Source organism: Aquabacterium humicola (assembly GCF_030167915.1).
In the GTDB taxonomy this organism is placed as follows: domain Bacteria; phylum Pseudomonadota; class Gammaproteobacteria; order Burkholderiales; family Burkholderiaceae_C; genus Pseudaquabacterium; species Pseudaquabacterium humicola.
Genome location: NZ_JARGNB010000001.1, coordinates 1,490,989 through 1,513,426 on the forward strand (window position 1 = coordinate 1,490,989; position 22,438 = coordinate 1,513,426).

Annotated in this window: 15 protein-coding genes; all 15 read right to left on the reverse strand. The window is 69.2% G+C overall.

Annotated features, from left to right (window positions below; genetic code table 11):
- Position 1: 1 nt before the first annotated feature.
- Positions 2-1,546 (reverse strand): GNAT family N-acetyltransferase, encoded by a 1,545-nt coding sequence (locus tag P1K89_RS06625; protein WP_284615591.1) that lies wholly within the window; start codon positions 1,544-1,546, stop codon positions 2-4.
- Complete coding sequence (locus P1K89_RS06630) at positions 1,543-2,502, reverse strand: class I SAM-dependent methyltransferase (protein ID WP_284615592.1); 960 nt, start codon at positions 2,500-2,502, stop codon at positions 1,543-1,545. Before P1K89_RS06630 ends, P1K89_RS06625 begins: the two co-directional genes overlap by 4 nt.
- Positions 2,499-3,794, reverse strand: a complete 1,296-nt coding sequence (locus P1K89_RS06635; RefSeq protein ID WP_284615593.1) for a radical SAM protein — start codon at positions 3,792-3,794, stop codon at positions 2,499-2,501. Before P1K89_RS06635 ends, P1K89_RS06630 begins: the two co-directional genes overlap by 4 nt.
- Positions 3,795-3,796: 2 nt before the next feature.
- Positions 3,797-5,050: an ABC transporter ATP-binding protein gene (locus tag P1K89_RS06640; protein ID WP_284615594.1), complete on the reverse strand. Its 1,254-nt coding sequence runs from the start codon at positions 5,048-5,050 to the stop codon at positions 3,797-3,799.
- A gap of 10 nt (positions 5,051-5,060) precedes the next feature.
- Positions 5,061-5,840 carry an ABC transporter permease gene (locus P1K89_RS06645; protein WP_284616323.1) on the reverse strand — a complete coding sequence of 260 codons (780 nt, stop codon included), beginning with the start codon at positions 5,838-5,840 and terminating at the stop codon, positions 5,061-5,063.
- A 25-nt stretch (positions 5,841-5,865) separates the two neighbouring features.
- On the reverse strand, positions 5,866-6,720 hold the full coding sequence (locus P1K89_RS06650; protein WP_284615595.1) for a peptidylprolyl isomerase: 855 nt from the start codon (positions 6,718-6,720) through the stop codon (positions 5,866-5,868).
- Positions 6,721-6,737: 17 nt separating this feature from the next.
- Positions 6,738-8,126 (reverse strand): TolC family outer membrane protein, encoded by a 1,389-nt coding sequence (locus P1K89_RS06655; protein WP_284615596.1) that lies wholly within the window; start codon positions 8,124-8,126, stop codon positions 6,738-6,740.
- 2 nt (positions 8,127-8,128) lie between these two features.
- Positions 8,129-9,505, reverse strand: coding sequence for an HlyD family type I secretion periplasmic adaptor subunit (locus tag P1K89_RS06660; protein WP_284615597.1), 1,377 nt, complete (start codon positions 9,503-9,505; stop codon positions 8,129-8,131).
- Positions 9,506-9,557: 52 nt separating this feature from the next.
- Positions 9,558-11,291 (reverse strand): type I secretion system permease/ATPase, encoded by a 1,734-nt coding sequence (locus P1K89_RS06665; RefSeq protein ID WP_284615598.1) that lies wholly within the window; start codon positions 11,289-11,291, stop codon positions 9,558-9,560.
- Positions 11,288-13,069: a type I secretion system permease/ATPase gene (locus P1K89_RS06670; protein ID WP_284615599.1), complete on the reverse strand. Its 1,782-nt coding sequence runs from the start codon at positions 13,067-13,069 to the stop codon at positions 11,288-11,290. Before P1K89_RS06670 ends, P1K89_RS06665 begins: the two co-directional genes overlap by 4 nt.
- Positions 13,066-13,722 carry a hypothetical protein gene (locus tag P1K89_RS06675; RefSeq protein WP_284615600.1) on the reverse strand — a complete coding sequence of 219 codons (657 nt, stop codon included), beginning with the start codon at positions 13,720-13,722 and terminating at the stop codon, positions 13,066-13,068. Before P1K89_RS06675 ends, P1K89_RS06670 begins: the two co-directional genes overlap by 4 nt.
- A gap of 64 nt (positions 13,723-13,786) precedes the next feature.
- Positions 13,787-14,314 (reverse strand): hypothetical protein, encoded by a 528-nt coding sequence (locus P1K89_RS06680; RefSeq protein ID WP_284615601.1) that lies wholly within the window; start codon positions 14,312-14,314, stop codon positions 13,787-13,789.
- A gap of 63 nt (positions 14,315-14,377) precedes the next feature.
- On the reverse strand, positions 14,378-14,665 hold the full coding sequence (locus tag P1K89_RS06685) for a hypothetical protein (RefSeq protein ID WP_284615602.1): 288 nt from the start codon (positions 14,663-14,665) through the stop codon (positions 14,378-14,380).
- Between the two features lie 171 nt (positions 14,666-14,836).
- Positions 14,837-15,010, reverse strand: a complete 174-nt coding sequence (locus tag P1K89_RS06690) for a hypothetical protein (RefSeq protein WP_284615603.1) — start codon at positions 15,008-15,010, stop codon at positions 14,837-14,839.
- A 214-nt stretch (positions 15,011-15,224) separates the two neighbouring features.
- Positions 15,225-22,430, reverse strand: a complete 7,206-nt coding sequence (locus tag P1K89_RS06695) for a calcium-binding protein (protein WP_284615604.1) — start codon at positions 22,428-22,430, stop codon at positions 15,225-15,227.
- Between the last annotated feature and the right edge of the window lie 8 nt (positions 22,431-22,438).

Sequence of the window (22,438 nt, forward strand, 5' to 3'; positions counted from 1 at the left end):
CTCAGGTGAAATCGGCATCGCCGGCGAGCAGGAACCAGCGCGCCTTCAGCAGCGCGGGCGCCGGGCCGGCGGTGTGCTTGCAGGCCGGCACGTCGATCGGCAGGTCCTCGACGCGCACCGCCGCGGCGTCGATCGAGGCCAGGCGCTGCTGCTGCGAAGCGGTGATCCAGCAACGCAGCTGCGGCAGCCCGGCGGCGGCGGCCTGCCGGCGGGCGAATCCGATCAGCAGCGGAAAATGCGCCGGCGGGGCGACCAGGTCGAGCACCTCCAACGCATCGTCGCGACGGCGCGTGACCAGCACGCCCAGCGGACGGCGCCACCAGCGGCTGCGCAGCAGCGTGACCTCGTAGTCGACCTCCGGGCGTTCGAGGAAGCGCCACTGCAGCCAGCGGGCGTCGCGCACGCCGAGCGCGACGTCCTTCATCGCCTCGGCCATTGCCTGCCAGATGGTGTCGATCACGCGGCGCTGGTCCGGCGCAAAGCGGCCGTCGGCCAGCACGACCCGCTCGCTGCGGCACGGCAGCGGCGCACCGGAAGCCGTCGCCGGCCAGCTCAGCTGCACCATGCGGTCGACCGCCTCGTACAGGCCGAGGCGGTCGGCCGCGCCGTGGTGCCGCGCGCTCGGGAAACCGAAGCCGATGGCATGCGGCAGGCCCCAGCCGATCTGCGTCTCGAGGAACGTGGACGCGAGGCGGAACATCGGCCCGCGGCGCGCCAGCGAGCGGCGCGCGCGCGGCGCGACGATCACGTCGCAGACCTGGCAGCCGAGCTGCCGCTCGCCGAATACGCGCAGCTCGCGCGTGAGGCCCGCATAGTGCGCGACCAGCTCGCCGGCGGCATCGAGCAGCACGATGCCGCGGCCGGGGCCGCGGCCGTACTTCCATTGCCAATGGGCAGCGCTCATCTCATGGCCGAAGGTCTCGGCGAACAGCGCGCGCATCGCGGCCTGCTGTCCGGCGCCGGCCGGCGCCAGGCGCAGCGCATCGACCTCGCCGCGCCGCCGCAGCACCCAAGCGACGCCACGACGGCGCCCGTCGCGCAGCTCGGCGTTGCGGCGGCGCAGCCGCTCCAGCAGCCGGGCGACATCGTGGCCCTCGGCCGCGAGGCGGGCCCGCTGGCGATCGACCGCGGCGACCAGCGCTTCGCGATGGCGCAGCAGCGCGGCGCTGGCATCGTGCTCGTGCACCAGCTGCCAGCCGCAGCGTTCGGCGATCGCCAGCAGGTGGTCGCGCAGGGGCGAGCCGGCGGCGCTGTCGGGCCCCGGCTGCAGCTGCACTTCGGCGAAGAGCGCGACGGCGGTGGCATCCGACGCGGCATCCAGGCCGGCCACCGGGTCGTAGCCGTCGACCGGCGCCAGCTGCACGGCCGGCGCCGCGACGCCGACATCGGCCGCCAGCTGGCGCAGCCAGGCGCGCGTGCGCTCGGGCGCCTCGCGCAACGAGACCGGCGCGTCGCCGTCCAGCGCCAGCGCCTCGCAGGCATCGGCCGGCACGCCGGGCTCGTCGAGCTCGATGGCGCGCGCGATAGCCATGGTGTCGGCGCTCACCGCGGGCCGGGCCGCAGCCGGGCCTGCAGGCGCCGCAGCGGCGCGGTCCAGCGCCAGGAGCGGCTCTGCAGCAGCTGCTGCTGCGACTGCGTGAGCACCGTGTTCTGCTGCGCCAGCACCGCGTTCTGCTGCGCGAGGGCCACGTTCTGCTGGGCGATCTCCGCCAGCTTGCGCGAGGCCAGGTCGCGCTGGCGGCAGATCTCGGCCAGTTCGTCGTCCCGCTCGCGCTGGCGCTGCGCGGCATCGGCGTCGGCGATGCGCGAGCGCCGGCTGTGCAGGTCGCTGAAACCGGTGGCCGCCAGTTCGCTGCAGCGGCCGTAGACCAGCAGCACCTGCTGGCCGGGCCAGAACGGCGAGCTGCCGAGGTCGCTCAGCGCCGCGTCGCACAGCACCCAGTCCGGATGCGGGCAGAGCGGCACCGTCGAGCGGTCGAAGCGCACGCGGTGCTCGTGCAGCATGCCGTCGAGCGGCTCCTCGAACGGCAGCAGCAGCACGACGTAACGTCGCGCATGAGCGGCCAGGCGTTCGAACACCGACCAGGGCGCGTCGAAATGTTCGAGCGTATTGGACGAGAAGACGAGGTCGTAGGCCGGGTTCGCACCGCCTTCGGGATCGGGACTGCCGGCCAGCCAGTCTTCGGCCAGGAAACGGCACTGCGGATAGCGGCATGCGGCCTTGGCCACCGCGGCGGGCGAGAAGTCGATGCCGGTGACCGCGACGCCGAAGCCCTCGGCCAGCGCCGCGCTGCCGTCGCCGAGCGCGCAGCCCCAGTCGCAGACGTTCATCGCGTCGCCGCGCATCCGCTCGGCCAGCCATGCGGGCCACATCGCCAGCGCCAGCTCGCCGAAGAAGCGGCTCTGCTCGCGCCCGTGCACCGCTTCCCAGTCGCCCTCGAAGCGCTGCTCCCAGTAGGGCTGGCTGTTGACGACGGCGGCCGCCTGGCCGTGCAGGCTCATGCCGTCGCGCGTGTCTTCGAGCAGCCCCCGCAGTAGGCCGGGAACAGGCCGTTCCACAGGTTGAAGCGGGTGTTCTCGTAGTGCTCGTTGGCGAGGATCTCCTCGATCGGGTGCTCGAACAGGTTCCAGTCCGGATCGAGCACGTCCTTGACCTGGCAGCACGGCGTGACGTGGCCGCTGAGCAGGCTGTAGATCCATTCCTCGTCGCATCCGGGGCGCAGGCCGTTCGGCCGCCCAACGTTGGAGCCGGGGATGCCTTCGCTGGCGCAGAAGTCCATCACGCCGGTCAGCAGCGTGCGCGCCCGCGCGCTGTCCTCGTCGATGCGCTGCGCGACCCGCGGCACGTCGTCGAGCTGGCGCAGCTGGTCCTTCGGATAGATGCGCACGTAGGTGACCATCGGGTTCAGCGGCTGGAAACTCTCGAACACCTCGACGCCGCGCCGCTTCGCCTCGTCGACGATCGCCGGCATCTGGTCCTCGGTGTGGCGGAACAGCGTGCCCTTCAGGCCGATCTTCGGGTACTGGTAGCCGTTGGCGTCGCGGTAGCGGCGCAGGCGCTCGATGCCTTCCCAGATGCGCTGCAGGTCGCCGTCGATGCGCGACTCGGCGAAGGTCTTCGGGTCGATCGAGTCGATCGAGATCGAGACGTAGGCGATCTGCGACTCGCACAGCTTGCGCACCACGCTCTCGCTGAAGGCCGAGCCGTTGGACAGCATCAGCACGCGGATGCCGCGCGCGCGCGCCATGTCGGCCATCGCGAAGAAGCCCTTGTGCAGCAGCGGCTCGCCCTCGCCGACCAGCGCGATGGCCTTCAGCGACGGGAAGTTGTCGAGCATCTTCGCGAAGTTGTCGACCTCGATGTCCGCCTGCACCATGTGGCGGCCGACGCAGTACCAGCAGTTGAAGTTGCAGCGCGTCGTCGGCTCGATGTTCAGGAAGGTCGGCGAGGCCGACCACAGCCTCGCGTCGACCGCCGTCAGCGGGTGGCCGGCGATGGCCGGCACGCGTTCGAGGCACTGCGCATGGCGGGCCGCCGTCAGCGTGAACCGGCGGCAGTCGGGGCAATGCAGCAGCGGCGTCTCGTTCAGCCAGGTCTGAGGCCCGAAGCGCACGTGCGCGACGAGCTCGAAACCGCGGCGGCCGCCGCACGCGTCACATGCGTGATAGCTGGCGGCCGGCAGGCGCAGGTGCTGCGCGTCCGGTACCAGGTGGGCGTGGCACCGCTGCCAGGCAGCGGTGGCATCGACCGCGGCGGCCTCGGCCGCGGGCATCGGGCGAGTAGCCGACAACACGATCAACTCCAGTGGTGTTCGAGGGTCACGACCCCCTGCTCGAGCCCGTCCTGGGTCACTTCGAGCTCGAACGCGTAAAGGGCCGAATTGTAGTAGTGCAGGCCGCGCTCGCAGGCCAGAAAGACATTGATGAAGTAATCGCCCTTGAGCAGCGGCAGCTTCGGCAAGGTCAGGCTGGTGCGGCCGACGCCCCGCGCATCGCGCGGCAGCTCGACGCCGTCGTTGTGCGAGCCGGCGCTGGCAACCATCGTGCCGGCGCGGGTGAAGATCGCCATGATCACGCTCGGCGCCGGCAGCGCCGGGTCGACCTCGTAGGCGATGTCGAGTTGCAGGTCGTTCGCCGCGGTGTGCAGCTTGAGCCGGCGGCCGACCTGCTCGCCACTGCGCGCCTGCAGCGACAGCAGCCGGCCCTGGCCGGGCCGGAAATCGGCGCTGGCGGCGGCCTGCGGGTCGTCGGCGCCGGCCATCGGCACCGCCACCGGCGCGTCCGGTGCAGCCGCGGCCTCGAAGCCGTGGGCCTCGCCGCCGATGAAGTCGTTGTACGCGGCAATCACCGGGGCGGCGTCGCCGACCTTGCGCACGCGGCCCTGGTCGAGCCACAGCACGCGCGAGCAGATCGCCTCGACGTGGTAGGTGGAGTGCGAGCAGAACAGGATGGTCGCGCCGCGGTCCTTCATCGTCATGATGCGATCGAAGGACTTGCGCGCGAACTGGCCGTCGCCGACCGACAGCGCCTCGTCGATCACCAGGATGTCGGGCTCGACGCTGGTGGCCATCGAGAACGCCAGGCGCACGAACATGCCGCTGGAGTAGCTGCGCACCGGCTGGTCGATGAACTCGCCGATGCCGGCGAAGTCGATGATCGCGTCCATGCGGCCCTCGATCTGCGCTGGCGTCATGCCCAGCAGCGGGCCGTTCAGCCGCACGTTCTCGCGCCCGCTCAGGTCGGGGTTGAAGCCGGCGCCCAGCTCCAGCAGCGCGGCGATGCGCCCGCGCACGCGGCGTTCGCCGCTGCTGGGTTGCAGCACGCCGCAGATCACCTGCAGCAGCGTCGACTTGCCGGCGCCGTTGCGGCCGATCAGGCCGATGGCCTCGCCGCGGCGGACCTGCAGGTCGATGTCGTGCAGCGCATGGTGCTGCGCGCCGCTGCCGTCGCCGCCCGTCAGCTGCTGCCAGAGCCGGCGCAGCGGGCGCTGCTCCAGCGAGTAGCGCTTGCTGACGCGCGCAAGCTCGATCACGACGCTGTCGTCGGCCACGTCGGTGCTCTCAGACCAGGTCGGCGAAGCCGGGGCGCAGCCGCACGAACAGCGCATGCGCGGCCAGCAGCGCGAGCAGCACGCCGGCCAGCGGCCACAGCGCAGGGCCCCAGGCGAAGGCATCGCCGAACCATGCCGCACGCACCAGTTCGATCGGCGCCGACAGCGGGTTCAGCTGCAGCAGCACGCGCAGCGGCTCGGGCGCCGCGGCGGTCGAATAGAACACCGGCGACAGGAACAGCAGGCCCGAGGTGACCAGCGGCACGATGTGCTGCAGGTCGCGCAGGTAGCAGCCGAGCGCGGCCAGGCCGATCGCCAGCGCCAGCTGCAGCGCGATGATCCACGGCCAGGCGGCCAGCAGCCACAACCAGGTCCAGGCCGGGCCTTCGCCGATCACCACCAGCAGCATCGCGAGCACGGCCATCTGCAGGCCGGTGTGCACGGCCACCTGCATCACCAGCGCGACGGCCAGCAGCTCGAGCGGGAAGACGACGCGTTTGACGAGGTTGGCGTTGTCCTGCATCAGCCGCGTCGCGCGCGCGGCGACGTCGGCCACCGCGGTGAAGACGATCAGGCCGGCGAAGAGGCGCAGCGCATAGTCGAGGCCGCCGGCATTCGTTGCCGAGCCGGTCCAGCGGGCGCGGAACACGCCCTGGAAGACCAGCGCATAGACCGCCACCATCGCCAGCGGCGCCAGCAGCGCCCAGGCCAGCCCGCCGGCGCTGCCGCGGTAGCGCGCGAGGATGTCGCGCTTGGCCAGCGGCCACGCGAGCGGCAGGTGGTCGATCATCCAGCGCAAGGGCAACCGGCTCCCGTCAGCGAAGCTGCGAACACGCGCTGATGGTCACGTTCTCGACCGGCGCGTTCGGGAAGCCCGGTGTCGCCTGCGTCGCGACCGCCGCGATCGCGTCGATCACCTTCAGGCCGTCCTGCACGTCGGGCAGGATGCGGCCGAACACCGCGTAGCCGGGGTTCTCGGCGCTCTTGTAGTCGAGGTCCGGGTTGTCCTTGACATTGAAGTAGAACTGCGAGGTCGCCGAGTTCGGCTCGTCGGTGCGGGCCATCGCGATGGTGCCGCGCAGGTTCTTCAGGCCGTTGTTGGACTCCAGCACGATCGGCGGCCCGAGGCCCGTCTTCGGCGTGAAGCCGTTCGAGTAGCCGCCGGCCTGCACGACGAAGTTCGGGATCACGCGGTGGAACAGCGTGTCGCGGTAGAAGCACTGGCCGGTGTTCACGTAGATCATGAAGTTCTCGGCCGTCTTCGGCGCCGCGGCCGGATCGAGCTCGATCACCATCGTGCCGGTCGCCGCGCCCTGCTTGACGGTCATCGAGACCTGCGGGATCGCCACGTCGATGCGCAGCGACGCCAGCTCCTTGCCTTCGTTGTTGCGCACGCGCACGCGCAGGTCGCCGGTCGCGAGCACGCGGCAGGTGAAAGCCGCTGCGGTGTCGGACCGCGAGGTCGGCGTCATCGTGCACCCGGGCTCGACCGAAGCCGTCGACGTGGCCAGCCCGCTGCCGCTCACATTGACGACCAGCATCTTGCCGTAGCCGATGGTGCTGGGCGTGGCGCTCATGTTGGACACGCTGGCGCCGGCATCACCGCCACCGCCGCAGGCGGCCATCAGGCCGGCGCAGCCGAGCGCCAGCAGGGTCGAGAGGATTCGCATGGTCGGAACTCGTTGCATCAGGGTTTGGCGGGCGCGGGCGCGGGCGCGGGCGCGCGGTTCAGCAGCCGGTCGCAGTCGGACACCACCTCGTCGATGGGCAGGCCGGACAGCGACTGCAGCCGCAGGCGCGACAGCAGGTACTCGTAGCGCGACTGCGCGAGGTCACGCTGCGCGAGGTACTGGCGGCTCAGCGCGTCCAGCACGTCGGCCGTGGTGCCGAGGCCGGCTTCCTGCGCGCGCACCGCGCCGCGGTAGGCCACTTCGCTGGACTCGGCGGCGCGCTTGTAGGCCTGCACACGCTCGGCGCCATTGACGACGTTCTGGAAGTTGCGCTGCACCTCCAGCTCGACCGTCTCGCGCTCGGCACGCAGGTCTTCCTCGGCGCGCTGGCGTTCGGCCACCGCCTGCTTGACGCTGGCATCGATGCCGCCGCCGCTGTAGATGGGCACCGACAGCTGCATGCCCAGGCTCTTCAGGATGTTGGTCTGGCCGAGGTTGTTGACCGAGTCGTTCTCGTTGCGCGAGATGCTGGCGACGAGGTCGAGGCGCGGATAGTGCGCGGCGGACTGGCGCTCGATGTTGAGACGGGCGACCATCACGCTCTGCTCGCGCGCGCGCACGGTGGCGCTGTTGCGCACCGCGATCTCGATCCACTCGAACAGTCCGCCCGGCTCCAGCGGGCCCGGCATGAAATCCGCCGCGGGCTGGTTCAGCGGCGGCACGTCGCGCCCGATCAGGCGCTTGAGCCCGCGGCGTGCCACTTCGCGCGCGTCGGCCGCTTCGATCACCCGCACCCTGCTGACGTCGGCCTGGGCCTGCGCCAGCGCCTGCTCGGTGCGCGTGCCCTCGCCGCGCTTGAAGCGCTGCTCGGCGCGTGTCAGCTGCGCCTGCGCGGCGACCAGCTGTGCATCCGCCAGCCCCTTGTTCTCGTCGGCCAGCAGCACCTGCATGTAGGCGGTGCCGAGGCGGTCGATCAGCTCGAGCGCGCGCGAGCGGTACACCGACTCGGCGACGTCGACCTGGGCCTGCGCCTGCTCGTAGCGCTTGGAGGCTTCGCGGTTGAACAGCGCCATGCGGGCCTGCAGCGAGCTCTGCGGCGACGAGTAGTCCAGTTGCGTCCGGACCTCCTGGTTGCCGCCGTTGTAGAACGAGCGGCTGCCGGAGACGTCGGCGCGCGAGACGTTGACGTTGACCTGCGGCAGCAGGTTCGAACGCGCGATCGGCACGGCCTGGCGCTGCGATTCCAGCTCGAAGCCGGCCGAGCGGAAGTTCGGGTCGCTGTTGCGCGCCGCCGCGTAGGCTTCGGCGAAGCTCATCGCGTGGGAGGTGCCGGCGATCAGCGCGCCGGCAAGGGCCAGCACGGCGATCGCCGCGCGCTTCAGGCGGTGGTCGGTCCGACGCCGCATGGTCACTCCTCCGTCATCGCTGCCGCGACGCGCTTGATCAGCGGGTGCAGCAGGTAGGTCAGCAGCGAGCGCTCGCCGGTCTTGACGAGCACTTCGGCCGTCATGCCGGGCTGCAGGTTGCGGTTGCCCAGGGACTTCATGCCCTCGGGCGTCAGCTCGACGCGCGCCAGGTAGTACGACACGATGCCGTTGCCGACCTGCTCGTTGATCGCGTCGCCGGCCAGCGAGACGACCTTGCCGTGCACCACCAGCTGCGGCGAATCGGCGAAGGCCGTGAAGCGGACCTCGGTCTTCTCGCCGACCTTGACGCGGTCGATCGCGTGCGGCGGCACCTTGGCGTCGAGCAGCAGCGATTCGCCCTTCGGCACGATGTCCATCAGGCGCTGGCCCGGCGTTACCACGCCGCCGGCCGTGCTGATGCCCATGCCGATGACCTGGCCGGCCACCGGCGCCTTGATCTGCGTGCGGCCGAGCTCGGCGGTGACGGCCGCCAGGCGCTCTTCGTTGGCCTGCACCTCGCGGCGCACCTCGGCGAGCTGGCCGGAGACTTCCTTCAGGAACTCCTGCTCGCGCTGCGCGATGCGCAGGCGCGTCTCGGCGATGCCGCTGTGCAGCCGCTGGATGCTGGTCATCAGCTCGGACAGCGAGGTGGTGAGCTCGGCCTGCGACTGCTCGAGCGCCAGCGCCTGGTTGCGCGGCGCGAAGCCCTCCTCGGCCAGCGCCTGCACATTGCTCAGCTGCTTGGACTGCAGCGACGCCTGCGCCTTGCGGCTCTCCAGCATGCGCTGCATGCCGGTGATCTGGCCCTCCAGGCCGGCGATCGTCTGGCGCGCGGCGGCGATCTCGTTCGACTGCGCGGCGCGGCGCGACGAGAACAGCTGCTGCTGCACCTGCATGTGCTGCAGGGCCTGCGGGTCCTTGGCGGCGGTCAGGTCGGGATGGAAGCTGATCGCGCTGGCGCCGCTCACTTCGGCCAGCAGCCGGCTTTCCATGGCGCGCTGGGCGAGGTAGTTCTGCCGGATCGCCGAATAGGCGGCGCGCGTCGCCGCGTCGTCGAGCGAGATCAGCACGTCACCCTGCTGGACCTGCTGGCCCTCCTTGACCAGCACGCGCTGGATGACGCCGCCCTGCATGTGCTGGATGGTCTTGCGCCGCGTCTCGATCGACACGGTGGCCGGGGCCGCGACGCCCTCGTCGAGCGGCGCGAACGCGGCCCACAGCAGGAACAGGCCGAAGCCGACGATCAGCACCCAGAAGCCGAGGCGGGTGACCGGCTTGGTGTCGGTCTTCAGCTCGACGTCGTCGAGGTCGGTGATGTCCTTCGCCGGGCCAGCGCCGGCGGAATCCCCGAGCTGCAGCGTTTTGGTGGTCGTGGTCATGGTCTTGCCTCTTGCAGTGGAGCGCCGTCATGCCGGCGCCCCTCGCTCAAACTCAGTTGTTCTGGCCGGCGCGGGCCGGATTCGGATTCGGGACCGGCGCCAGCGCGCCCGGGTTGGCCTGGTTCTGCGCGACCAGCGGCAGGAAGCGCGTGATCTGGCCGTTCTCCAGGAACAGCGCGCGGTCGGCGGCGGCCAGCAGGTGCTGCTGGTGCACGATCATGAAGACCGTGCGGCCGCGGTTCTTCAGTTCGCGCACGGTGCGCACCAGCGCCTGTTCGCCGGCGTCGTCGAGGTTGGCGTTGGGCTCGTCGAGCACCACGAGCTCCGGATCGCCGAGGATCGCGCGCGCCAGGCCGATGCGCTGGCGCTGGCCGCCCGAGAGCATGCCGCCGGCCTCGCCCATCGGCGTGTCGTAGCCCTTGGGCAGGCGCAGGATCATCTCGTGGATGCCGGTGCGCTTGGCCGCCTCGATGACCTGCTCGGAGCGGTCGGGCTGGAAGCGCGCGATGTTCTCGGCGATCGTGCCGTCGAAGAGCTCGATGTCCTGCGGCAGGTAGCCGATGTGCGGCCCCAGCGCCTCGCGCGACCACTCCTGCAGCGGGTGGCCGTCGAGCAGCACCTGGCCGCTCACATCGGGCCATATGCCGACGAGGCAGCGGGCCAGCGTCGACTTGCCGGCACCCGAGGGGCCCAGGATCGCGACCACCTCGCCGGCGCGGAACTCGACGTCCAGGCCCTTGAGGATCGGCAGTTCCCGGCCCGGCGCCGTGGCCTGCAGCTGGCGCAGCGTCAGCTGGCCGCGGACCTCGTCGCCGACGTGCGTGGCTTCGCGCGCGGGGTGGTCCTCCAGCAGCTTTTCCAGCCGCGCGTAGGACTGGCGCGTGTCGACGAACTGCTTCCAGGTCTGCACGACCAGGCTGATCGGGCGCAGCGCATTGCCCATCAGCGCGTTCGCGGCGATCATCGCGCCGGCAGAGATCTGGCCGTCGATCGCCAGCAGCGCGCCGAGCGCGAGCATCAGCGACTGCTGGCTGTACTGCACGTACTTGGTGATCGCCTGCATGCGGTGCGTGCGCTCGGCCGCTTCGCCCTGCACCTGCACCAGCCGCTGCTGGATCGCCAGCCAGTGGCGGCGCAGGTTGTCCAGCATGCCCAGCGCGTGCGCGGTCTCCGCGTTGCGCAGCTTGCTCTGCAGGTAGCCGGTGGACTCCATCTGCACGTCGTTGACCTTCTTGTAGCCCGGCGCCGCGATGCGGTTGCCGACGATCGCCAGCACCAGCATCACGACCGCGAAGGCGATCGAGGTCCAGCCGAGCCACGGGTGCATCAGGAACATCACCGCGATGTACACCGGGGTCCACGGCAGGTCGACGAGCGCGAAGGTGCCGTTGCCGGTCAGGAACTGGCGCAGGTTCGTCAGGTCGCCGAAGGCCTGCAGCGGGCTGCGGTTCGCGCCGTTCAGGCTGGACTCGAAGCTGGCGTCGAAGACCTCGCCGTTCAGCGCTTCGTCGAAACGCGCGCCGGCGCGCACCAGCAGCCGCGAGCGGGCCCACTCGGCGAACGCCATCACGAGGAACAGCATCACGGTGATCAGCGACACGGCCGCCAGCGTGTATTCGCTGCCGCTGACCATCACCCGGTCGTAGACCTGCATCATGTAGATGGTCGGCGTCAGCATCAGCAGGTTCGCGAACATGCTGAAGACGGCGACCCACGCGAGCTCGCGCCGGAAACGCGCGAGCGTGCGGCCGAGCGCGCTGCGCTCGAAGAAGGCGGCGTTCTTCATGCGGCGCTCCCGGGCAGGGCTTGCACGCGCTGGGCGGCGGCTTTCTGGGCGATGGCTTCCATCTGGGCGCGGGCCTGGTCGTTGGCCTTCTTCAGGGCCGCCAGCACTTCGTCGCGCGGGCCGAACGAGGCCACCTGGCCTTCGTTGAGCACCAGCAGCTTGTCCGCGGCGGGCAGCAGGGTGGTTCGGTGGGTGATCGCGATCACCGTCGCGCGACGGGCCTTCAGCGCGTGCAGCATCTGCAGCAGGGCCTTCTCGCCCGCTTCGTCGAGGCTGGCGTTGGGTTCGTCGAGCACCAGGAAGGTCGGGTTGCCGTAGGCGGCGCGCGCCAGGCCGATGCGCTGGCGCTGGCCGCCGGACAGCACCGCGCCGTCGTCGCCGATGCGGGTCTCGAAGCCCTGCGGCAGCGCCTCGATGGTCTCGGTCATGCCGACCAGCTGCGCGGCTTCGCGCACCTTGTCCATGTCGACCTTGCCGAAGCGGGCGATGTTCTCGGCGACAGTGCCGTCGAAGAGCTCGACGAACTGCGGCAGGTAGCCCAGGTGGGGCCCCAGCTCGGCCTTGTTCCAGGCGTAGATGTCGGCGCCGTCGAGGCGCACCTTGCCGGCGGCCGCGGGCCACACGCCGACCAGCAGGCGGGCGAGCGTGCTCTTGCCGGCGGCCGACGGGCCGATCACCGCGACGACTTCGCCGGGGCGCGCATTGAAGGTCACGCCGCGCAGGATCGGCGCGGCGGCGCCCGGCGCACCGGCCACCAAGTTCTCGGCCGTCAGCACACCGGTGGGCGCCGGCAGCGGCATCTGGTCGGTCTTCTCGGGCGCCTTGCCGAGCAGCTGGTCGAGGCGGGCATAGGCATCGCGCGCGCCGATCAGCAGCCGCCACTGGCTGACCAGCTGGGCGAGCGGCTGCAGCACCCGGCCGCCGAGGATCGACGCGACGATCAGCATGCCGGCGCCGCCCCACAGGCCGTCATGCAGCATCACCCAGCAGGCGGCGCCGAGCAGCATCGAGCTCTGCATCGTCTGGATCAGCTTCGCGGTGGTGGCCGTCATGCCGCCGTAGTCCGACGCCATCGCCTGCTTCGCGAGGAAGCGGCGCTGCGTGCGCAGCCAGCGCGCGCGGATCTGGCCCAGCATGCCCATCGACTCGATGACCTGCGTATTGCGCAGCGTGCTGTTCGCGTAGGCCTGGGCCTGGATCGAGGACTGGATGGCCTCGGTCAGCAGCGGCATCGTGCGCTTCTCGGTGAGCAGCGCGAGGCCGGCCTGCAGCATGGCGCCGATCAGCGCCAGCACGCCGAGCCAGGGGCTGATCGCGAACAGCAGCAGCAGGCAGACGGCTGCCGCCGGTGTGTCGAGCACCGCGGTCACGGCCGGCGTGCTGATGAAGTCGCGCACGGTCTTCAGGTCGGTGAAGGGTTGCGGCGAACCGCCGGGGGCGCGCCGCAGGTTGGCGTCGAACGCGACATCGAACAGGCGCGCGCGGACCTTGTGCTCGAACTGTTCGCCGATCCGGTGCAGCGCGCGGGCGCGCACGAGGTCGAGCAGTTCCATCACGACGTACACACCGAGCACCATCAGCACCAGCATCCCGAGCGTGGTGGCATTGCGGCTGTTCAGCACGCGGCCGTAGACCTCGAACATGAACCACGAGGGCGTCAGTGCGAGCAGGCCGGTCGCGACGCTGATCCAGGCCGCCTGGATCATCAGCGGGCGCTGCGACATCAGCGCGTCGCGCAGCAGGGACGTCGGGCCGGAAGGTTGGCGTGGCGGGTTCATGGGCTCAGACGCGGGGCGCCGGTTCGAAGGGGGGGCGGCATGGCCGCGGGGTCGTCCTGCGTGACGACGACGTACTCGGGCAGGTCGGCACTGGCCGCTGCGGCCGGCTGGGCTTCCTCTTCCGCGCCGTCGGCATCGGCGAAGTGGAAGCTCAGCGTGAAGGTGCTGCCCTTCGAGGCGAGCACGATCTCGCGCAGCTTGTCATGGCGGAAGCGCTGTTCGTCGCCGGCGCCGAGGTTCAGCTGGAAGCGCATGCGGCCGTCGAGCGTGTACATCGATGCTTGGCCGTCCTTGATGCTCAGCGTGTGGCGATCGAAGTACACGGGCGACTGGGGCAGGAACTGCAGGCGCGGCAGCGGTCGGTCGCCGAGGCGGGCCAGGTTGAACGGACTCTGCGGATGCTGGTAGACGATGCGGCTGGAGCGGGAGACGGAGTAGATCGCATTGCAGACCATCTGCGAGCCGAGCCCCGGAAACTGTTGCCGCAGTTGCTTGTACGCCATGTGGTGCAGCGCGACCCGGTTCCAGCAGCGGGTCTGCTGCACCAGCGGCGCCAGTGCGTTGCAGACCGCCGAGAACGCGTGCTGCAGCGCCACCAGCCGCTGCGCCTGCGCTGCGTCGGTGTTCAGCGCGAGGCGAACGACGGAATTCATATAGGACGCGGATCATAGCCAAGTCCTATATGAAGTCAATCGACTTCTGCCGTGTCCTTCGGATTCAGTGCAAAGGTGCTGCCGGATGCGGATTCACGGGGGCGCGTTCGCTGGCGATCGGGGGCAAGTTCCAGCCGGCGGCGGCGACGCGACGCGAGACGGCATCGACCAGCGCATGCAAGGTCGGATCAGCCACCACCATGGTCAGCGGCGGGCCGTCCCGCAGCTCGAAGTTGAGCACCCAGCGGCCATCGCCGCGGCGGCGCCCGCATTCGATCTTCGTGACCAGCATCGGCGGGCGTTCGGCGGGCTGCTCGACGACAGGCTCCGCGGCTTCCGTGCGCGTCGGCACCTGGCTGGCGAGGGCCTGGTGGTGGGCCGAAGAGACGGCCGCCTTGGCCGCGCGGTCCATGCGCTCGGGCAGTGCTGCGGACATGTCGACCATCGCCTGCAGGTCGCGGCGCCAGCCGACGCACAGGCGGCGCGTCAGCAGCAGCCAGTGATCGACGGGGCCGGCCGAGGTCTTGACGGTCAGGCGCAGCACCAGCCGGTCTTCGACCGGATCGAAACGCAGGCTGATCTTCTGGAGCATGAAGGTCGAAGGCCCCGACGGTCGGGACCGTCAGGGCCTGGCAGTGTGGTGGGCGTCGCCGGGTCAGGCCGCCGGGGCCGCGTCCTTGCCTTCGGCCTTGGCGCCGGACTTCGCCGCGCGCTTCTGCTGTTGCTTGGCGATCTCGTTGACCAGCTTCTGCTGCATGTTGAAGCCGGCAGCGAACGCGTCGATCGGCATCACCAGCTGGTGCGTGATGTCCATGCGCATGCCGTCCTTGCCTTCCTTGGTCTTGGCCGGGCCGGCGATGGTGGCCAGCTCGATGCGCACGAGGCCGTTCTGGATCGAGACACCGACGATGCGGTCGGTGAAGACAACTTGCTTGTTAGCCATGGAAATTTGACTTCTGAGGAGGAGGTGGCCCCGGCTGGCGGGGAGAGGTCGTGTCGCTGGACGGCACGACCGAGTGCGGCCGGCGTGTCGCCGGGAGCGCGAAATTGTAGTGGAGCGGACGAGCTGCCCGGGTGCCGGGCATTCACCGGTGCCGCGGTGGACCGAGCGCCCTCAGAGACCGGCTTCGCGCAGGCGCTGCAGAAAGTCCTTGCCGGGCAGCGAGCGCCGGGACACCACACGCGCCCTGCTTTCCACCTGACGCGGCATCACCTTGGCGACCGGCGACGCGTGGTGCTGCATCGGGCGTTCGAGCGGGTAGTCGGCGGTGGCGGGCGGCGGGGGCATGGTGTCGGAGCAGTTGTCTGGAGGGTATGTGGTGATTGTGTTGTTGTCATGACGATCAGGTTGTGATGCGTGTCACCACGAACGGGACATCCTGATCCCGCCCCCCGAATGTGGGGTGCCGCGTCATTCGGGCAATAAAAAAACCGCCCCGGTTGCCCGGGGCGGTCTTGGCGATTCGTCGGGCCGCGCTGGCGCGGCCCTTGGGAACGCTGGCTTACAGCATGCCGGCGACGTCAGCGGCGGTCAGTTCGACCGTGCTGTTCACCGTGCCGACCAGGCTGACCGTCAGGTCACCCACACCGGCCGTCGCGCCATTGCTGACGTAGTACAGCAGCCAGGACTGGTTGCCCGCCGTACCGCCGGCACCGGTCGCGTCAGCCGAGACCGCGAAGACCGCGATGTCGCCGTCGGCGATGTTGAACTTGCCAGCCGTGGCGGCCGCGGCGAAGTCGGAAGCGGCCAGGCCGCCCTTGTTCGCAACGACGACCAGGTCGGTCGCGCCAGCCGGCGAGAACGTGCCCGCGCCGCTGTACGTGAACGTCTCGACCGTGCCGCCACCGTTGCCGGCGCCCAGGAAGGCGCTGAAGTTGAAGGTGTCGGTCAGGTCGACCTGGTTCAGCGTGTCAGCACCGTTCAGGGCCGCGGTGGCTTCGAACACGAACGTGTCGGCGCTGTCGACCGCCGGGGCCAGGGCCGTGAAGGCCTCGGTCACGGTGATCGTGCCGCCCGTCAGATCCTGGCCCGTCTGGAAGTCGGTGATCAGGATCGTCGCGGCGTTCGCCGAGTTGTTGAACGCGAAGCTCAGCTGGTTCGACACGGCGTTGTACGTCACACCGGTCAGTGCGCCCGCTTCAGCAGCGGTCGCGCCAGCGGTCTGCAGCGCAGCGACCCACGTCGCCAGGTTCAGCGACGCGAACATCGCACCGACCTGGTCCGAATCAGCGCCCGTGGCGATCTGGTTCGAGGCCGCAGCCGGGTTGAACGCTGCCGGAGCCGCCGCGGCCGTGATGGTCGCGCCGGCCACCGTCACGTTGTCGCCGTTCGCCGTCAGCACCGAAGCGCCGCCGGTGAAGGTCGCCACGTACGACGGGCCCACCGCAGCCTGGAAGCCGCCGCTGAGGGTGTCGTTGCCCATGCCACCACGCAGGGTGTCGTTGCCGCCGTTGGTCGTGATCGTGTCCGCGGCATCGCTGCCCCAGATCGTCACGGCTTCGTTGCCGACCATGGTCACCGCCACGCCAGTCGTCGCATGCGGGACCGGGGTGGTGGCGAACACGGTGCCGGCGAAGCTCAGCGTGTTCATGTTGCCGTTGAACTGCAGCGTCTTGGCGCCGATCACCAGCGAGTTGGCGCTGGTGTTCAGCACGAAGCTGGTGCCGTGCGAGGCGATCGTGGCGTTCGAGACGACCACGGCTTCGAAGTCGTTGACCGTCGTCGTCGCCGCAGTGCCCAGCGTGCCGATCACCAGTTCGTCGTCGCCGCCACCGTCCTGCACCGCCGGAGCGATGACTTCGGTGCCGTCCGAGCCGTTGATCGTGGTCAGCGTGGCCAGGTTGACGGCGCTGAGGTCCAGCACGTCGAAGTCGTACAGGAAGAACTCGTTGAGTTCGCCCAGGTCGATCGTCGTGTTGCCCGCGATGCCGCCGTTGAAGGCCGCTGCAGCCGCGTCGTTGTTGACCTTGATGACGTCGTGATCACCAGCGGTGTCCAGCAGCGTCAGGCCCGTCACGCCCACCAGCGAGGCGAAGTTGTACAGGTCGTTCGAAGCGGCGTCCTGGATGAACTCGAAGCCGGTGAGGGTCATCGAGGTCGAGGTGCCGATGTTGACCGTGATCACGCCCGGCGACGAGCCGAGGATGAAGGTCTTCGAGCCGAGGCCCGCGAACTGCACCACGTCTTCCGCGTCCTGCGAACCTTCGATCTTCAGGCTGCCCGAAGCCGTCGTGTTGTCCGAGGTGTGCGAGGTGATGGTGTGCATGCCACCCAGGAAGGTGCCGCTTGGCGCATTGACGCCCAGGCCGTCCTGGAAGGTCACGACGGCGTTGATGAGGCCTTCCGAGACGTTCGTCGTCGCCAGGTTCTCTTCCGTCACCGTGATCACCGCCGAGACCGAGGTCTCGAGCGGCGAGTAGCGCACTTCGTTCGCACCGCCACGCAGGGTCAGCACGTCGGTCGTGAAGCGGTGGTCCAGACCGGACTGGTTCACCAGGTCTTCGCTGCCCTGGTAGATCACCGTCTCGGCGGAGTCACCACCTTCGATCTGGTTCCAGGTCGCGTCGGCCACGGCAGACGTGGTCTTGTTGTACGTCCACTTCTCGATGAAGCCGGTCAGGCCGGCGACGGTGTTGCCCGTCGCGTCGGCGATGCGGACCGTCTGCTCGAGCACCTGGTTTTCGGCCGGGTTGCCCGAGGGCGCGGCGTACTGGAAGGTGATCTGGCGAGCGGCGCCGACGCCGGTGAAGTCCATCACCGACGGACCCGTCGCGGCGACGATTTCCTCGACGCTGCGCAGGATGTCGACGCGGGAGCCCTGGTCGGTGATGCTGGTGTCGGCGTCGCCGCTGACCACCACGTACTGCGGCGCCGTGGCGCTGCCCTGACCCACCGGAACGATGATGCGGCCGTCTTCGGCGCTGTAGTCGACACGGTCACCCGTCTCGGTACCGGCACCGCTGTTGCTCAGCGCGAACGTGAACTCGCCCTGGTTGATGACGTTGGTCACCGTGTCGTCGGCCACCTGAGCCGCGAACGACTTGCGGGTCGTCGCGTTGGTGTTCAGGTCGTCGAAGTCCAGGTACGTCATGAACAGGATGTTCTGGTCCGGCGTACCGTTGGCGATGTCTTCGCGGGCGTTGTCGTCCATCAGCGCCGAGTCAGCGACGAAGACGGTGTCGTTGCCGCCGCCGCCGTTCACGCGCTCGATCTGAACCAGGCCGTCGATGGTGACGTGGGTGGTGCCACCCGACTTCACGGTGCCGTCGACGTAGCTGACTTGCGCGCCGTTGATGGCCGACACATCCAGCACGTCGTTCTCACGCACGCTTTCGGCCGTGTTGGCTTCCAGCGAGATGAACTCGACGCCGTTCAGCGTGTCGACGGCTTGCGTGGTGCCCACGCGGCCGGCGGTGCTGGTGACGGTGTCGGTGCCGCCGAGGCTGGCCGCGACGTTGTCCACCGCGATCGTGATGGTCGGCTCGCCGACGATGGTGCCCAGGTCGTTCTGGTAGATGATGCGGTCGTCGCCGAGGTCGCCGGTGAACGTGTTGTTCTTGGCGGCTTCGGTTTCGTCGATCACCAGCAGGTCGTCACCGGTGCCACCGATCACGCTTTCGACGCCGTCGACGCGGATGACCAGCGACTCGAAGTCGGTGATCGCCGGCTTCGTCAGGCTGGCGTGGGCGTTGGCGCTGTAGGTCACAGAGCCGGCGGCGAAGCCGTTGACCACGTCGTTGGTCAGGTTGTACATCACGCCGTTCGCGCCGGTCGTGGCCGACGACAGCGCCGAGACGTTCAGCGTGTCGTTGCCCTGGCCGTCGTTGGCGATGGCATTGCCCGTGCCGGAGACGGTGCGGATGTTCTCGAAGTTCGTGAAGCGGGTCCACGACTCGATGACGCCGTTGCCGTCCATGTCGACGCCGACCGTGCCGGCGCCGTCATTGCGCAGCTCGACCACGCCGCCGGTCAACGTGAAGTTGTCCAGCGTGATCGTGAAGCGGGTGACGCCCGGGGTGAACAGCTTCTGCGTGAACTGCAGCGTGTCGTCGAAACGGCCGCTCACGGCACCGCTGCCCGACTCGGTCTGGTCGATCAGCGTGATCGACGAGATCGTCAGGCTGCTCAGCGCGGCAACCTTGCTCGGGTTCTGCGATTCCCAGTGGTTCAGCACGTAGACGCGCGCTTGCGCTTCGCCCAGCACTTGAACGGCGTAGAAGTTCTTGCCGCCGTCCAGCGTGTCCCAGGTCGAGGTGCCGTTGCCGCCCACCGAGCCTTCGACGCGGTCGTCGCCGGTGCCACCGCTGATGGTGTCGAGGCCGGCGCCGCCGATCAGGAAGTCGTCACCGTGGATCGCGACGCCATTCGGGATGGCAGCGATCGGGGTGTTGGTGATCGTGTTGTTCACGACCGCGGTGGTCGTGCCGAAGATCACGTCCTGCAGGTTGTTGGCCCCCACGTCGACGACGATCGCTTCGTAGCCCGTCAGCGTATCGCCGGCGGCCTTGGCGGTCGACAGTTCAGCGCGGTTGGTCTTCTCGGCACCCCAGAACAGGACGTTGGTCTCGTTCAGTTCGCCGTTGCGGCCGTCGAAGTCCAGCAGCTCGACTTCGTGCTGCGAGACGTTCGTGACGGTGACCTTGGCCGGCTCGCCGCCCGACTGGTTGCCCAGCGTGACGACCGGCGTGACCATGAAGACGGTCTCTTCGCCCTGGTAGTCGGCCTGCGTCAGCGTGAGCGTGTCGACGCCGTTGAACGCGGACGCCACCTCGCCGGCCGACGTGTCGTCGTCCATGAAGCTGTTGATGAAGGCGTTCAGGCGGGCCAGGAAGGCCGTCTGGATGCCGGCTTGCGTGTCGCCGCCTTCGCCGTCTTCCGCCGCGATCGGGTTGCCGTCGAGGTCGACGCCGACTTGCAGCGTGTACTTCACGCCGTTGACGGCGATCGTGACGATGTCTTCCGTCGTCAGGTTCGTGAAGCGCAGCGTGTAGGCCTGGTCTTCGGCCAGACGGGTCGTGGCGACGCCGTCGCCGTCTTCGTCTTCGAAGTTGGCCACCAGGTCTTCGGCGTAGGCATCAGCGCCCAGCGAGATCTGGCTGCCGATCGTCGCGTCGTCGTTGGTGCTCTCGGCGTCGAGGCGGTCTTCGTACGAGTTGTAGATCAGGCGGTCCTTGGTGGTCGACGTGCCAGGAGCCTGGTACGTGGCGAGCGCCGAGAACGCACCGTTCGACACCACGCCGCCGACGGCATAACCTTCGGCCACGGTGTCGGAGATGTCACGGCCACCGGTGTCGGTCACGACGATCGTGTTGCCGATGGCGACCGCGGTCACCTTGGCGTCGATCGCCTGGTAGGCGGTGTTCACCAGGGCAGCCACGGCGGCGGCGCTGGTCGCGGCGATCAGCGCGGCCGAGTCGGTCACCGAGAACACGGTGCCGGTGGCGCCGCCGATCTTGATGGTGAACGAGGTCAGCGCGACGTCCGGCGACGACAGGTCGGTCGTGCCGAGGTCGACGATCAGCTTCGACGGGCCGGTGGTGCTGCTGCCGCCGATGTTGAAGTCACGCTCGAACAGGCCATTGCCCGCGGCGTCGGTGTCCCACAGGTTGTCGCCGTTGGCATCGGTCTGGCGGTGGATCACGTCCACGCCGTCGCCTTCCGCGACCTGCAGGAAGAAGATGAAGTCGTCGTTGCCGTCACCGCCGGACAGGGCGTCGTTGCCCATGCGGCCTTCCAGCACGTCGGCGCCGCCGACGGCGTACAGCGTGTTGTCGTTGCCATTGCCACGCAGGTCCAGGTTGCCGGTGAAGGCGAAGTGGTTCTGCTGGTTGGCAAAGACCAGTTCCGGATCATTGGCGCCGGCGGCCAGGTAATCGACCGAGCCGAGGCCGGTGGCGATCACATTGTCGAAGTCCTGCACCTGGGCGCGGGCATAGCCGGCCTTGTACAGGGTCTGGTCCGACGTGTAGTTGCCGGTTGCGGCGTTCTTGTCCGCACCGCCGTAGCCGGCGGCGTTGGCCAGGCCGCCGACCAGGCCAACCGCCAGGTCCATGCGGACCGTGCCGTCACTGGTGACATCGGAAACCGTGCGCGTGCCGAAGGCTTCGCGCGTCAGCCACAGCGTGTCACCCGAACCGTCGTCGTCCGGAGTGGGGCCAGCGTTCGAGCCAGTCGAGCCCAGGCCCTGCTCCGCGCCACCTTCGTAGATGCCGCCGTCGGTCTCGAAGACGATGTCGTCGGCATCAGCGCCGCCGATCAGCTCGTCACGGCCGTTGTTCCAGATGCCCGTGAGGTTGGGGTTGTTCAGGTGGTTGAGGTTGCCACCCATCAGCAGGTCGGCACCGTCGCGGCCTTCGACGTAGTCGTTGTCGTAGCCGGCGATGATGATGTTCGAGACGTTGCTGCCCGAGATCCACAGCTGGGCCGAGGAGCCGATGCCGTAGTTGCTGGCGCCGGCCTCGTCGCGCGTGTCGACCGCGCGGCCGCCGATCTCGACATCCACGTCATCGAGGAAGCCGTACAGGTTGCCCGAGGCGTCCACGTTCTCGACGTCGTCGAGCTGCATGCTTTCGCCCGAACGCGACAGCACACGACCCATGTCGTCGAACAGGCCGTCCGCGCCATCGCGGTCGTCGAGCGACGTGGTGTTGTCGTTGTTCAGCCAGATGCGGACCGGCTCGTCGTCGTCCGACGCTTCGAACAGCAGCCAGTCGTTGTCTTCGGCGCTCTGGTTGTTGCCGGCGGACTCGTCGTCCGACGTGATGCCGCCGTCGATCAGCAGCGTGCTGCCGTCGGTGGCGTCGATGCCCGAGAACTCGGCGAAGAAGAAGTCGGCGTTGCGGTTGCCGCTCAGGTAGTCGCGGCCCGTGCGGCCTTGGGCGATGCCACCGCCGGCCAGGAAGTCGTTGCCGACGCCGCCGAACGCGGTGTCGGTACCCAGACCACCCAGGAAGATGTTGCCGTTGGTCGAGACGCCGTCGCCGTCGAAGGCGGTGCCGTCGTAGTAGATGTCACCGAGGAAGTTGTTCGCGGTGTCGGTGTGGTCGAGCGGGTTGCGCGCGTAGGCGTCGACGATCTCGAAGTTCGCCGCGACACCGGTGATGCTGCGCTCGCCACCGTTGAATTCGATCACGCCGTCGCCGTCGAGGTCCAGGCCGATGACCTGGTTGGCGGGGTTCGTGAAGTCGATGCGGACGTCCTGGTCGCCGGTCAGGCGCATGACGTCGGCGCCGGCCGCGGTTTCAGCGGTCAGCGTGAACAGCTTGCCGGCGGTGGTGTGGACCGGCACGTCGGTGGTGTCGTCGATCGCCGCGTAGGCGACGGCAGCCGAGATCTGTGCGTTGAACGCGCGGGCCGCAGCGGCGACGTCGGCGTTCGAGTGGGCGGTCATGCCGGCGAAGGCATTCAGGATCGTGACGATCGACTGGCCTTCGTGGCCGGCGCCGCCAGCGTTCAGGACATCAACGACAGCCCCTTCGGCGATGCTGGCAACCGCGCCGGAGATGCCGACGTTGGCAACGATCTTCTGCGCGACTTGCGCATAGGTCATGCCCGCGAAGTCGGCGTTGTAGACGGACTGCACGACCGAGGCCACGCCACCGGAGGCGTTCGCCTGTTCGAGCGCCCAGTCCATCGTCTCGTTGCCCAGCTGCAGGTCATACAGCGCAGCGGCAACTCGAGCGATGACAGTGCTATTGAAAGATGCCATGTCTTGAA